Below are 13,213 nucleotides of genomic sequence, written 5' to 3' on the forward strand. Positions count from 1 at the left end.
CTGCCGGCTCGTCGGCGGCCACTCAGCACTTCTTGACCAACACCATACTTGACCAAACACACGCAAACTGCATTGAATGAAGACATGCACAGGGGAAAGCACACAGGAGCAGACGTCCACCGCGTCCTCACGCGCTGGCGAAGCGACCGCACTCCGCGCCCGTCGTCCGAGGCGCGACAGCCCCGCGAGGAGCAGCGGGGCCCCCGGCTGCCGGGCCTCGCGATGGCTGTCACCGGCCTGGTCGTGGCCGTCGTGGCCCTGCGCCTGCTGTCGGCCGTCGCCACGCGGGGAACGGGCGCACCGTCCGGAGCAGCACGACCCGATGACGTCCTGCTCGTGCTCATGGCCTGGGTGGGTGTCGCCCTCGCGGTCTGGCTGGCCCTCGGCTCGCTGCTTGGCCTGCTGGCAGCGCTCCCGGGCACTGCTGGACGCCTCGCCGCGACGACGGCGGAGCGCATCACGCCCGTGGCCGCCCGCCGGGCGCTGACCCTGGTGCTCGGGGCCTCGGTCGGGTCGGTCGCCCTCCCTCCGGCGCCGGTCTCCAGCGCGGGTTCCGCACCGCTGTCGGTCAGCGCAGCCGAGGCGGCCGCCACCGGAGGCGCGCTCACGCCAGCCGACCTCGGGCCGGGCTTCGTTCCCAGCCGAGCCGTCACCGGCCCCACCTCCACGCCCTCCCCCGGCTTCGCACCCACGGGCGCGGACGTCACCCCCGCCTTCGTTCCGACCCCGGGCGAGCCGAACGAGCGCCGGCGTGACGACGTCGGCCCCGGCTACGTCCCCTCCGCGCCTCCCCCGGTGCTCGTCCCCGACCGCTCGCGACTGCTGGCCCCCTCGCCGCGGCCGACGGCCGTCACCCACGACGTCGTCATCGTGCACCGCGGCGACTCGTTGTGGGCCGTTGCCGCGCGCCACCTGGGGCCGGGCGCCGGCGACGCGCAGGTCGCGCGCGAGTGGCCCCGCTGGTACGCCGCCAACCGTGACGTCATCGGCGACGACCCCGACCTGCTGGTCCCGGGGCAGCAGCTGCGTCCGCCGACGGCCTTCACCCCCGCACCGTCCGCCCTCGAGACGACGCCCGTCCGGGCAGAGCGAGGAGCACACCGATGAGCAGCGCCTCCAGCGCCACCCCCGGAAGCGCCTCGTCCGATGCAGGTGTGCACATCCCCGGAGGCTTCGTCGTGCGCCGCATCCCGCAGACCGCCCCGCGCGTGATCAGTGCTGACGAGGCCTGGCACGGTGAGCAGCCGTACGCCCAGGACGCGCTCGCGCTCGACTTCTTCGGAGCGCGGGACGACGAGGACTTCGGGCGGCGGCCGACGCGGACCAGCCTGCTGCCCGACCCCGCGGCGGTCGTGGGACGGCTGGCCCAGGCCGTCGTCGAGGTCGTGTCGGGGCAGCGGCCGGCACCCCAGCTGATCCGGCACACCGCCCCGACGGTCTACTCCGTGATCGCACGACAGGCGATGGTGGCGGCCCGGCGCCGCACGCCGGGTCCCCAGCGTGCCGCAGTCGTGCGACGGGTCCGGGTCTGCGAGCCCGCCGACGGCATCGTCGAGGCGTGCGCCGTCGTCGTGTCGCACGGGCGGGTCCGGGCGCTCGCGCTGCGCCTCGAGGGCCTCGACGGCCGCTGGCTCCTGACAGCGCTCACCATCGGCTGAGCAGCAGGGCGCACGCCGGACGCCCGGTCCTCACACCCACCCTCGGCCACGCACCAGCGTCCACCAGCGGCCACCATGGAGAAAGCGACCCGTCCGGATGGACGGGTCGCTTTCTCGATGGTCCTGCCTGTCGGCGGCCTGAGCGGCCGGCCTGTCCGACGCGACGTCGGTGGCGGCGTACGTCAGCGGCGCTTGCGCTTGACCTTCTTGCCGCGGCGGTCGGCCTGACGCTCGACGGTGTGCTGCCCGCCCGTCTCGACGGCACGACCGTCCTCGCCGGGCGCCGTGTAGCGCAGGGCGCCGCTGCGCTGCCCGTCGGCGTGGTCGACGCCCGAGACCAGGACGCCGGCACCGAAGGCCCGGCCGCCGTTCGCGCTCGCCGGCTCGTCGTCGGACGCGGGGCCGGCGGCGTCGTCGGGCACCGGGGCTGCGGCCGTGAGACCGCCGACGAGGTCACTGACCGACATGGGGGCCGCTCCGACGGGAGCCGCCGGAGCCTGGGGCACCTGCACCTCGACGGAGAACAGGTGCGACACCGACTCCTCCTTGATGGCCTCCATCATCGCCTCGAACAGCTGGAAGCCCTCGCGCTGGTACTCGATGAGAGGGTCGCGCTGGGCCATCGCGCGCAGCCCGATGCCCTCCTGCAGGTAGTCCATCTCGTAGAGGTGCTCGCGCCACTTGCGGTCGAGCACCGACAGGACGACGCGACGCTCGACCTCACGCATGGTCTCCGAGCCGAGGGTCTCCTCGCGCTGGTCGTACGCGTGGTGCGCGTCGGACATCAGCTGCTCGCGCAGCAGCTCGGCGGTGACGGCCTGGCGGCCACCTGCCATGTCCTCGACCTGCTCGATCGTCAGCGACACCGGGAAGACCTGGCGCATCGCGTCCCATAGCTTCTCGAGGTCCCAGTCGGCGGCGAAGCCGTCGGCCGTGGCCGCGTCGACGTAGGAGTTGACCACGTCGTTGACGAAGAGCCGCAGCTGCTCGTGGAGGTCCTCCCCCTCGAGCACGGCACGGCGCTCCTCGTAGATGACCTGCCGCTGGCGGTTCATGACGTCGTCGTACTTCAGGACGTTCTTGCGGATCTCGTAGTTCTGGGCCTCGACCGCGCCCTGCGCTTTCTGGATCGAGTTCGTGACCATCTTGGACTCGATCGGCACGTTGTCCTCCATGCCGGCGGTCTGCATGAAGCGGTCGACGAGACCGGCGTTGAACAGACGCATGAGGTCGTCGTTGAGCGAGAGGTAGAAGCGCGACTCGCCCGGGTCGCCCTGACGGCCGGAACGGCCGCGGAGCTGGTTGTCGATGCGACGCGACTCGTGTCGCTCGGTGCCCAGGACGTAGAGACCACCGAGCTCGGTGACCTCCTCGTGCTCGGCTGCGACGTCACTCTCGGCCTTGGCGAGCGCCTCCTCCCAGGCGGCCTCGTACTCCTCGGGCGTCTCGTGGGGGTCGAGACCGCGCTTCTTCAGCTCGGCCACCGCACGGAACTCGGAGTTGCCTCCGAGCATGATGTCGGTGCCTCGACCCGCCATGTTCGTGGCGACGGTGACGGCTCCCTTGCGGCCGGCGTCGGCGACGATCGCCGCCTCGCGCTCGTGCTGCTTGGCGTTGAGGACCTCGTGCCGGATGCCGCGCTTCTTCAGCTGCTGCGAGAGGTACTCGCTCTTCTCGACCGACACGGTGCCGACGAGCACGGGCTGGCCGACGGAGTGCTTCTCGGCGATGTCGTCGACGACCGCGTCGTACTTGGCCACCTCGGTGCGGTAGACGAGGTCGGGCTGGTCCTTGCGGATCATCGGCCGGTTGGTCGGGATCGGGATGACACCCAGCTTGTAGATCGAGTTGAGCTCGGCGGCCTCGGTCTGGGCCGTGCCCGTCATGCCGGAGAGCTTGTCGTACATGCGGAAGTAGTTCTGCAGGGTGATCGTGGCGAGCGTCTGGTTCTCGTTCTTGATCTCGACGCCCTCCTTCGCCTCGATCGCCTGGTGCATGCCCTCGTTGTAGCGCCGCCCGGGAAGCATGCGACCGGTGTGCTCGTCGACGATGAGGATCTCGCCGTTCATGACGACGTAGTCCTTGTCCTTCTTGAACAGCTCCTTGGCCTTGATGGAGTTGTTGAGGTAGCCGATGAGCGGCGTGTTGACGGTGTCGTAGAGGTTGTCGATGCCGAGGAGGTCCTCGACGCGGGCGATGCCCGACTCGAGCACGCCGACGGTGCGCTTCTTCTCGTCGACCTCGTAGTCGCCGCGGCCGTCCTCGCCGCGGCTGAGGCGCTGGGCGATCCGTGCGAACTCGACGTACCACTTGGTCGCGAGGTCGGCCGGGCCGGAGATGATGAGCGGCGTGCGGGCCTCGTCGATGAGGATGGAGTCGACCTCGTCGACGATGCAGAAGTTGTGGCCGCGCTGCACGAGCTCGGCGGGGTCCCACGCCATGTTGTCGCGCAGGTAGTCGAAGCCGAACTCGTTGTTCGTGCCGTACGTGATGTCCTTGGCGTACTCGGCACGACGCTGCTCGGGCGTCATCTGGCTGAGGATGCAGCCGGTCTCCATGCCGAGGGCGCGGTGCACGCGGCCCATGAGCTCGGACTGGTACTCGGCGAGGAAGTCGTTGACGGTGATGACGTGCACGCCCTTGCCGGACAGGGCGTTGAGGTAGCTCGGGAGGGTCGCGACGAGCGTCTTGCCCTCACCGGTCTTCATCTCGGCGACGTTGCCCATGTGCAGCGCCGCGCCGCCCATGATCTGCACGTCGAAGTGCCGCTTGCCCAGGGTGCGCTTGCTGGCCTCGCGCACGGCCGCGAAGGCCTCGGGCAGGAGCATGTCGAGGGTCTCGCCGTTGTCGAGCCGCTCGCGGAAACCCTTGGTCTCGTCGCGCAGCTCGTCGTCGGTGAGCTTCTCGAAGTCGGCCTCGAGGGCGTTGACCTGCTTGGCGATGCCCTGGAGCTTCTTCAGGGTCCGGCCTTCGCCGGCGCGAAGCAGCTTCTCGATGACGGCCATCTGGTGATCTCACTCCCGACTGAACGTGTGGACTCGCCCGGTGGGCGGGCTCCATCGCCCGTGATGGGTCACGGGACCCGCCTAGGCTAGCCGCCTTCCCGACGGAACGACCAACGCACCGGCCGACGCTGAGGTTCCGGGTCGGCCCCGGGATCGCACCGGCCGGGGTGCGGACGTTCAGGCAGCACCGAGGTCTACCCGTGACAGGCCCAGCCAGGTGGCCATCGACTCGAGGTTGGCCACCAGCGCGAGCCGCGCCTCGACGGGTGCACCGGGCTCCCAGGTGACCCGGTGGCAGCGCAGCACCCCGGCCGGGCGGTCGGCCTTGAGGTCGCAGCGTGCCACCAGCGCGTCGCCGAAGAGGAAGGGCAGGACGTAGTAGCCGTGCACCCGCTTGTGGGCTGGCGTGTAGATCTCGATCCGGTAGTGGAAGTCCCACAGTGCGTGGATGCGTTCGCGCTGCCACACGAGGGAGTCGAACGGGCTGAGCAGCGCCTCCGCGTGGACCCGGCGGGGCAGGCGCGCCTCGGCGTGCAGCCAGGCCGGCTTCCACCCGGGCACGGTGACCGGGATGAGCTCGCCCTCGGCGGCGAGCCGGGCGATGGCGGGGCGGGCGTCCTCGCGGCGGATGCGGAAGTAGTCGGCCAGGCACAGCTCGGTGCCGACCCCGTGCGCCCGTGCGGCGATGCGGACCAGCTCGACGAACCTGTCGGGGTCGGCCTCCGCGCCGGGGCGGTGGGTCCACGCCGGTCGCAGCGCCGGTGGGGCCGTGGCGGACAGCGCGGCGTAGCGCCGCTCGAACTGGCTGGTGCGCCCGGCGGAGCTGATGCGCCCCGCCCAGAAGAGGTACTCGAGGGCCTGCTTGACCTCGGACCAGTTCCACCCCCACTGGTCGGTGCTGCGGGGCTGGTCGTGCTCGAGCGCGACCTCCACCTCGCGCGCCGTCAGCGGCCCGCGGGCCTCCACCTCGGCCTGGACGACGTCGACGAAGTCGGGCCGCTCCTGCAGGATGCGGCGCATCCCGCCCCACGCCTTCTCGGCGGCGGCGCGCATGCGGAAGTCGAGCAGCGGCCAGGTCGAGGGCGGGACGAGGCTCGCCTCGTGGGCCCAGTACTCGACCAGTCGACGAGGGGCGCGGTCGCGGGCCCGGTCGAGCAGGCTCGTGTCGTAGGGCCCGAGCCGGGCGAAGAGCGGGAGGTACTGGCTGCGCGCCAGCACGTTGACGCTGTCGATCTGGATGATGCCGACCCGGTCGACCACCCGCTGGACGTGCCGCATCGTCGCGGTGAAAGGCGCCGGGCGCGGGTCGAGGAAGCCCTGGGCCGCGATGGCGACGCGGCGCGCCTGGGCACGCGACATCGCGCGCGTGGCCACGCTCATGCGGTCACCGGGCGCTCACTCACCGGGGTCGATGAGCCGCTGGCGCACGGCATACATGGCCGCCTCCATCCGCGAGTGCATCTGGAGCTTGTCGAGGATGTTGCGGATGTGGTTGCGCACCGTGTTCTCGGAGATGAACAGCTCGCCGGCGATCTCGCGGTTGAGCTTGCCACGGGCGACGAGCTTGAGGATCTCGAGCTCGCGCTCGGTCAGTCGCGGCAGCTCGAGCCCGGGGGTGGGTGCGGGGACGGTCTCGCGCTGGCTGATCTGCGCGAACTCGAGGAGCAGCTTGGAGGCCATCAGCGGCGACAGGAGCGACTGGCCGTGGAAGACGCCGCGTATGCCGGCCGCGACCTCCTCGGGCGGGACGTCCTTGAGGAGGTAGCCGTTGGCCCCGGCGCGCACAGCCTCGAAGAGGTTGGCCTCGTCGTCGGAGCTCGTCAGCATGAGGATGCGGGCGGACGGCACGCGTTGCTTGATGACCCGGCAGGCGTCGATGCCGCCCCGCTTGGGCATGCCGACGTCCATGACGATCACGTCGGGCAGCTTCTCCTCCGCCTGGTCGACCGCCTCGACCCCGTCGGCCGCCTCTCCGACGATCTCGATGCCCTCCTCGGTGGCCAGGACGGTCTGCAGCCCCCGACGGTAGAGCGCGTGGTCGTCGACGATGAGGACGCGGATGACGTCAGGCGGCGGGTTCACGCGCCCAGTTTGTCAAAGACCGCCCACAACGCGCCCGGTGAGGTGGCGCGACGCCGAGCCGGAGGTCGGAGGGAGCCTCGCCGCAGACGCGTCGAGGCGCCCCCTCGACGGGGACGCCTCGACCTCGCGAGAGCAGGACGGACGGTCAGCCGGTGGCGGCGACGTCGACGTCGGTCTCGAGGTGCAGCACCCCGTAGCTCCATCCGCGTCTGCGGTACACGACGCTCGGACGGTCGGTGTCGGCGTCGTGGAAGAGGAAGAAGTCGTGGCCGACGAGCTCCATCTGGTTCACGGCGTCCTCGAGGGACATCGGAGCCGCGGTGTGGATCTTCTCGCGCACCTCGATGGGCGAGTTGCCCAACGCGCCGAAGCGCTCGAGGTCGTCGACAACGCCGTCGCCGGCAGCGCTCTCGGTCTCGACCGGACGCGAACCGTTGGCTGACGCGTCGATGCGCGCGGTCGCCTGCGCGACCGACTCGGGGATCCGTCGTCCGCGGCTGACCCGCCGCTTGTCGTGCACCCGCCTCAGGCGTTCCATGAGCTTGTCCACGGCCGCGTCGAGGGCGGCGTACTTGTCGTCCAGACAAGCCTCGGCCCTGATCACGGGTCCCTTTGCGTGGCAGGTGATCTCGACCTTCTCGGACCCGCGGGCAACTCGCTCGTGGGTGACGACGACGTCGACACGGTGCACCTTGGGGGCGAGCGCCTGGACCTTTGCCAGCCGCTCGTCGAGCTGCTCACGGAATCGGTCGGGGATCTGGACATGACGTCCAGTGACGACGATCTCCACGTTTCCTCCTTGATCACGCACGTCTTCTTCGTGCGGTGCAGTGAGAGTGGTCCGGGCCTCTGGTCACCTAGGACAGGCCCGCGGTCAACGCGGCACCACCTCTTCCGGTCGATCACGTCCTGAGGAGTCGGCCGGGAGGCCGCTCCGTCCTTCGGACGGGTCCATGACCCGACACTACTTGGGCCCCGCGTCCACTGGGAAGCCATCCGGCGGAACGTGCTGGAACATCACATTCCGTACCCTCGGAGAGCCACCGGGTCGGCCGCCACGGAGGCCCGCCGTCACCCTCGAGTGCGCTGCGTGGCGGCGATCGCAGCACCCGCCACGGGGCCGGCACCGGCCTCTCGCAGAGCCCGTGCGGCCTCGGCGAGGGTGGCCCCCGTGGTCACGACGTCATCGACCAGGAGACACCTCCTGTCGCGAACGACGTTGAGCCACAAGGGATTCACTTCAAGAGCACCCCGGAGGTTGACTCGCCGCGCCGCCGTGCCGAGGCCGGACTGGTCCTCGACGCGGCGCACGTGGTGGAGGGCCGGGGCGACCCGGATCACGACCCCGGCGCCCGCTCCGGAGCCGACCTGCTCGGTGCGGCCCACGGCGGCAGCGGCGGCCCGGCAGAGCTCGACGATCGGCGTGTCGCCCCGCTGGCGCTCGGCGCGCCGCGACGAGGGTGCCGGCACGACGAGGACGACGCCCTCGACCCAGCCGACGCCGTCGAGCGCGCCCGCGATCGACGACGTCAGGACCGGCTCGAGGAGCCGAGCGAGATCGCGCCGGCCGCCGTCCTTCCAGGCGGAGACGACCGCACGCAGGGGGTCTGCGTAGATGCCCCAGGCGTGGACTGGCGGCATGCCACCGGGCGCCCGGTGGGGCACCACCCACGGCGCGCCGCCGATGGCGCGGGGTGCGCCCCCTCCGGACGCCGGTGAGGCGACCCGGGGTGCAACGCCCGGCGCGCCGTCGGGCTCGACCGCTGCCGTACGCGTACGGCCGGGTGACGGGGCCCCGCGCGCCGCCGGGGCGACGAAGGCGAGCGCGTCGAGGGCGCGAGCGCACCGCCCGCACCACTCCTCCCCGGCCCGCAGGCAGCCCCCGCACTCTCGCGGCAGCACGAGGTCGAGCACGTCGCTCCCGCGCGCTGCCACGACCGCTCGCCCGAGCAGCTCGCGGGCTCTCCGCGCCCACCTGGCAGGGTCGACGACGGTCATCCGCCACCTCCGTCCCGTCGACGCCACGCCGTCATGGGGCCAGCCAAGCGGTTCCCCGCGGGGGTGGGCAGCCCGAGCCCGGTCACCTGTGGACGCTCGCACGACGGGCCGGGAGGGTGTGGACGACGGGACCGGCCCCGCGCAAGAGTGTGCCGGGCTCAGCCGCCCGGGACGAGGACGTCGCTGCCCTCCTCGATCGGCGGCCAGTTGGACCCGGCCCGGGCGAGAACGCGGTCGTCGCTCGTCACGATGAGCAGACCACGAGGGCCGCCGACCGACGTGATGGCCACGGCACCCGGGACAGCGTTGAGCCGCCCCGTCTCCCTGCGCGTGCCGTCCACACCGGCCCCGATCGTCGCGAGCCAGGGCCGCATCGGGTCGTTCGTGCGCACCTGCCCGAGCAGTGCATAGCTCGTCGGGTCGAGCCAGGTGACGTCCTGGATGCGGGTCAGCGACTGGGCCTGTCGCAGGGGCGCGGTCAGCGACTGTGGCTCGCCGTTGGGCGCCCGCACGATGCCGCTCAGCCCCACCTGCTCGTCGATGCCGTTGCGGTCGGTCGTGACGAGCAGCAGGCGTGCGCCGTCGGCCGACACGGAGAGCGTCTTGACGCGACGGTCCTTGAGCCAGGGCGTGCTGACCGCCTTCGGGACCGTGGTGACGTCGCTCGACACGGAGTCGAGTGCGAAGACGCGGTCGTTGCCGGCGTCGTCCCGTCCGGCGATCCAGAGGTAGCCGACCGGGTCGTAGACGGGTCTGGTCAGGGACGTCGCGAAGGGTGGCACGGCCCGAGTCGGTTCGGTGGCCCGCCAGATGGAGAGGTCGCTGCCGCTGCGCGACACCGCAGCGACCTGCTTGCCGTCGCCCGACAGCGCCAGGTTGCGCCACGTGTCGGGGATGCGTGCGACGTCGATGTCCTTGGGCTTGAGGTCGGGCCGTTTCGCCGCCTGGGTGTCAGGGACGTAGCGCGGGTCGATACGGCGGATCGTGTCGCCGCGCCGCAGCAGGGCGGTGTCGAGCGCGGGCTTCGCCACGACGTCGTAGCCCAGCTCCGCCGCCGATCCCACCGACGTCACCCCTCCCGGCAGCTCGAGCGGTGTGTTGTCGACGGCCAGGGAGACCGAGCCGACCGACGCGACCTGCCCGAGCGTCTTGGTCAGCTGCGCCCACATGGCAGCCCGGTTTGCCGGGTCGGCCGACAGGGCCTGGGTGCTCAGGTTGACCTGGGCGCGGCCGTTGGAGACCGGGACGGCGTTCACGACGAGGCTGGTGTTGGCAGGCACTCCGGTGGTGACGGCACCGTCCAGGAACGGCGGAACCCCGCTCAGCTGGGCGCGCGCGAGGGTCGTCGCCAGGCGGGAGCCGTTCTGGAACCAGCGGGAGTCGGGCACGAGGGCCCGGGTCGTGCGGCTGACGTAGTAGATGAAGCGGTTGGTGAAGACGCGGTTGAACTGGTCGTTGTCGAGCCACAACCCGAAACCGGTGGTGGGCAGCTCGATCCGCCACTCGCCGCCGACCTTCGTCAGGCCGAGCATGAGTCGCTCGCGCACGCCCGGTGCCTGCTCGACGTAACGGCCGTCGGGAGTCAGCCTGGCCAGCACGGCCGCGGTCACCTCGACGGAGTCCTCGTCGACCTGGCGGAAGGAGAGGTCGCCGTCGTAGACGATGACATCGGCGCTGGACCACCGCCACAGGTCCACCGACTGGGGCGCGAGGAAGCTCTTGCCCGTCGCGTGGGTCTCGTCGGCGTCCTCACCTGCCCTGAGGAAGCCCCTGACCACGGCCTCCTGGCTGGCCCCGTCGGCGGGTCCGACCGCGACGACGCGCACCGGCTCGTTGACGACGTCACCGAGAACCCGGCCCTCGAGCACCGGGCCCGTGGTCGGCAGGCCGCCACACCCCGCGAGGAGGGTGGCCGCCGTCGCGAGCAACCCGACGAGCAGCTGGCGTCTCACGGGGAGCGCTCCACCGTGATTCGTCGCAGCCGCTTGGTGTCGTCGTCGGCAGCGCCGGTGCCCGACCCGGCTCCGGAGGGCGCCTCCCTGGCCGCACGTGCGGCCTCGGCCGCGAGCGGGCTCAGCGGCAGGGGGGAGCTCGTGATGGTCGCCTCGGCCCTGCGCGGCAGGGTCAACCGGAAGCAGGAACCCTCCCCCCTAGCGCCCCAGGCCTCGAGCCGGCCGGCGTGCAGACGGGCGTCCTCCAGCGCGATGGCGAGGCCCAGGCCCGTCCCGCCGGTGGTGCGGGCACGTGCGGGGTCGGCCCGCCAGAACCGGGTGAAGACGAGCGCGGCCTCGCCCGGTCGCAGACCCACGCCGTGGTCACGCACGGTGACGGCGACGGCCGTGTCGTTGTAGCCGATCGTCACCTCCACGGGCTTGCCCTCGCCGTGCTCGATGGCGTTGGAGACGAGGTTGCGCAGGATTCGCTCGATGCGGCGCGAGTCCATGTCGGCGATGACGGGCGCGGCGGGGGTGCTGACGACGAGCCGCGTCCCCTTGCGAGCCGCCAGGGTGCGGTGTGCGTCGACGGCCCGCTCGACGCAGGCTCGCAGGTCGCTCGCCTCGACCTCGAGCACGGCGGCACCGGCGTCGAAGCGCGAGATCTCGAGCAGGTCGCTGAGCAGCGACTCGAAGCGGTCGAGCTCGCCGCGCAGCAGCTCCGCCGACCGCGCCACGGTTGGCTCGAAGTCACCGCGGGAGTCGTGGATGAGGTCGCCGGCCATGCGGATGGTCGTCAGCGGCGTGCGCAGCTCGTGAGAGACGTCGGAGACGAACCGCTGCTGGACGCGTGAGAGGTTCTCCAGCTGCGCGATCTGCTGCTGGATCGAAGCGGCCATGCCGTTGAACGAGTTGCCGAGCCGTGCGAGGTCGTCCTCGCCCTTGGCCCGCATGCGCTCGTTGAGGTTGCCCTCGGCGAAGCGTTCGGCGACCGCAGCCGCACGCCGCACCGGGTCGGCCACGAGACGGGTGACGACGAACGCGATCGCGCCGATGAGCACGATCAGGGCGAAACCGCCGACGAGGAACGTCTTGCCGATCGAGCTGATGATCTCGCGCTCGCGGTCCATCGGGTAGATGAAGTAGAGGCCGTAGTTGCCGGCGACGGGCAGCACGACCGTCTGCCCGACGATGACGGCGGAGATGCTGTCGTTGCCCTCGTCGATGGTCGCGACCTGCAGGTGCTGGCGGTCGGGCTGGGTCGCGACCTGACGGCGCAGCTCGTCGGGGATGAACCGGAGGCCGACGCTACCGCTCTCGATGGACCTGACGTTGAAGGGCGAGGTGTTGTCGTCGGAGCGGGTGAGCACGACGTAGCGGGTCTGGTTGCCGGCATCACGCCGGTAGGAGTTGATCAGCGTCGTGGCGAACTGCGTCAGCTTCGCCTCGGTGTCGGTCTGGTCGGTGGAGTCGAACTGGTCCTGGGCGTTCTGGGCGTCACGCAGGCTGTCGTCCACCGCGATGCGCTGGCGGCTGTCGACGAGGTTCTGCGCGATGGAGCCGTAGAGGTACGTGCCCACGGCGGTGAGCACGAGGATTCCGAGGAGCATCGTCACGACGACGACGCGGAACCCGAGCGATGCCCGCCACAGGTGCAGGATGCGCTGCCACCAGCCGCGCAGCGTCGAGCCGACCCGCGAGGCCAGGCCCGCGAGTCCGCTGGTGGCCGCGCGCTCGCTCATCTCAGGAGGGGCCGGCCTTGTAGCCGACGCCGCGGACGGTCACGACGATCTCGGGACGCTCGGGGTCGTGCTCGATCTTCGAGCGCAGGCGCTGCACGTGGACGTTGACGAGGCGCGTGTCGCCGGCGTGGCGGTAGCCCCAGACCTGCTCGAGCAGCACCTCGCGCGTGAACACCTGCCACGGCTTGCGGGCGAGCGCGACGAGCAGGTCGAACTCGAGCGGCGTGAGCGACAGCGCCTGGCCGTCGCGCTTCACCGAGTGTCCGGCGACGTCGATGTCGAGGTCGCCGATCGAGAGCTTCTCGGGGGCCGGCTCGTCACCGCGACGCAGCCGGGCCCGCACGCGGGCGATGAGCTCCTGCGGCTTGAACGGCTTGACGACGTAGTCGTCGGCCCCGGACTCGAGCCCGACCACGACGTCGACGGTGTCGGTGCGCGCCGTGAGCATGACGATCGGGACTCCGCTCTCGGCGCGGATGCGGCGGCACACCTCCATGCCGTCGAGCCCGGGGAGCATGACGTCGAGGAGCACCAGGTCGGCCCGCGACTCGCGGAACGCGGCGACGGCCTCGGAGCCGTCGGCCACGTGCGTGACCTCGAGCCCCTCGTTGCGCAGCACGATCCCGAGCATCTCGGCGAGCGCGAGGTCGTCGTCGACGACCAGAACCCGACCCTTCACGACACACTCCTTCCCGAGGCCGTGGACCACGGCCCCGCATGTCCTGACCAAATCATCACACACGCACGTCGACGGGCCGGTGCGCGCCGGAGTGTGCGCGCGCCCGCCTGCACCG

At 71.4% G+C, this 13,213-nt stretch carries 10 protein-coding genes; 2 read left to right on the plus strand and 8 right to left on the minus strand.

All coding sequences use genetic code 11. The features are described 5' to 3' along the window. Positions 1 to 84 precede the first annotated feature (84 nt). Both ACFQ2V_RS02055 and ACFQ2V_RS02060 read left to right on the plus strand, forming a co-directional pair. Positions 85 to 1,107, plus strand: coding sequence for a LysM peptidoglycan-binding domain-containing protein (locus ACFQ2V_RS02055; protein WP_386050298.1), 1,023 nt, complete (start codon positions 85 to 87; stop codon positions 1,105 to 1,107). Next, positions 1,104 to 1,658 carry an Rv3235 family protein gene (locus ACFQ2V_RS02060; RefSeq protein WP_386050300.1) on the plus strand — a complete coding sequence of 185 codons (555 nt, stop codon included), beginning with the start codon at positions 1,104 to 1,106 and terminating at the stop codon, positions 1,656 to 1,658. Before ACFQ2V_RS02055 ends, ACFQ2V_RS02060 begins: the two co-directional genes overlap by 4 nt. Positions 1,659 to 1,840: 182 nt before the next feature. Here the strand turns inward: ACFQ2V_RS02060 and secA are convergent, their stop codons facing one another. The 8 genes from secA to mtrA all read right to left on the minus strand — a co-directional run bounded on the left by secA (position 1,841) and on the right by mtrA (position 13,098). Further along, positions 1,841 to 4,663, minus strand: a complete 2,823-nt coding sequence (gene secA / locus ACFQ2V_RS02065) for a preprotein translocase subunit SecA (protein WP_386050302.1) — start codon at positions 4,661 to 4,663, stop codon at positions 1,841 to 1,843. 177 nt (positions 4,664 to 4,840) lie between these two features. Further along, a complete protein-coding gene (locus ACFQ2V_RS02070) occupies positions 4,841 to 6,043 on the minus strand; it encodes a winged helix-turn-helix domain-containing protein (protein ID WP_386050303.1) in 1,203 nt (400 codons plus the stop codon). 15 nt (positions 6,044 to 6,058) lie between these two features. Continuing rightward, a complete protein-coding gene (locus ACFQ2V_RS02075) occupies positions 6,059 to 6,745 on the minus strand; it encodes a response regulator (RefSeq protein WP_386050305.1) in 687 nt (228 codons plus the stop codon). Positions 6,746 to 6,890: 145 nt separating this feature from the next. Beyond that, complete coding sequence (gene hpf, locus ACFQ2V_RS02080) at positions 6,891 to 7,535, minus strand: ribosome hibernation-promoting factor, HPF/YfiA family (protein WP_386050306.1); 645 nt, start codon at positions 7,533 to 7,535, stop codon at positions 6,891 to 6,893. Positions 7,536 to 7,816: 281 nt separating this feature from the next. Continuing rightward, positions 7,817 to 8,743: a ComF family protein gene (locus ACFQ2V_RS02085; RefSeq protein WP_386050308.1), complete on the minus strand. Its 927-nt coding sequence runs from the start codon at positions 8,741 to 8,743 to the stop codon at positions 7,817 to 7,819. Between the two features lie 158 nt (positions 8,744 to 8,901). After that, entirely contained in the window at positions 8,902 to 10,695 is a 1,794-nt protein-coding gene (locus tag ACFQ2V_RS02090) for a GerMN domain-containing protein (protein ID WP_386050310.1), read from the minus strand. Then, entirely contained in the window at positions 10,692 to 12,419 is a 1,728-nt protein-coding gene (mtrB, locus tag ACFQ2V_RS02095; RefSeq protein ID WP_386050311.1) for an MtrAB system histidine kinase MtrB, read from the minus strand. The genes ACFQ2V_RS02090 and mtrB overlap by 4 nt, the downstream gene beginning before the upstream one ends. 1 nt (position 12,420) lies before the next feature. Continuing rightward, positions 12,421 to 13,098: an MtrAB system response regulator MtrA gene (gene mtrA / locus ACFQ2V_RS02100; protein ID WP_386050313.1), complete on the minus strand. Its 678-nt coding sequence runs from the start codon at positions 13,096 to 13,098 to the stop codon at positions 12,421 to 12,423. Positions 13,099 to 13,213 lie beyond the last annotated feature (115 nt).

Origin of the sequence: Terrabacter terrigena (genome assembly GCF_042676085.1) — a bacterium.
In the GTDB taxonomy this organism is placed as follows: Bacteria; Actinomycetota; Actinomycetes; order Actinomycetales; family Dermatophilaceae; genus Terrabacter; species Terrabacter terrigena.

What these genes read in the sequence shown, in the direction of transcription:
- ACFQ2V_RS02060 (WP_386050300.1), top strand. Translation starts at nt 1,104, where the DNA reads ATGAGCAGCGCCTCCAGCGCCACCCCCGGAAGCGCCTCGTCCGATGCA.
- ACFQ2V_RS02055 (WP_386050298.1), top strand. Translation starts at nt 85, where the DNA reads ATGCACAGGGGAAAGCACACAGGAGCAGACGTCCACCGCGTCCTCACG.
- secA (WP_386050302.1), bottom strand. Translation starts at nt 4,663, where the DNA reads ATGGCCGTCATCGAGAAGCTGCTTCGCGCCGGCGAAGGCCGGACCCTG.
- ACFQ2V_RS02070 (WP_386050303.1), bottom strand. Translation starts at nt 6,043, where the DNA reads ATGAGCGTGGCCACGCGCGCGATGTCGCGTGCCCAGGCGCGCCGCGTC.
- ACFQ2V_RS02085 (WP_386050308.1), bottom strand. Translation starts at nt 8,743, where the DNA reads ATGACCGTCGTCGACCCTGCCAGGTGGGCGCGGAGAGCCCGCGAGCTG.
- mtrB (WP_386050311.1), bottom strand. Translation starts at nt 12,419, where the DNA reads ATGAGCGAGCGCGCGGCCACCAGCGGACTCGCGGGCCTGGCCTCGCGG.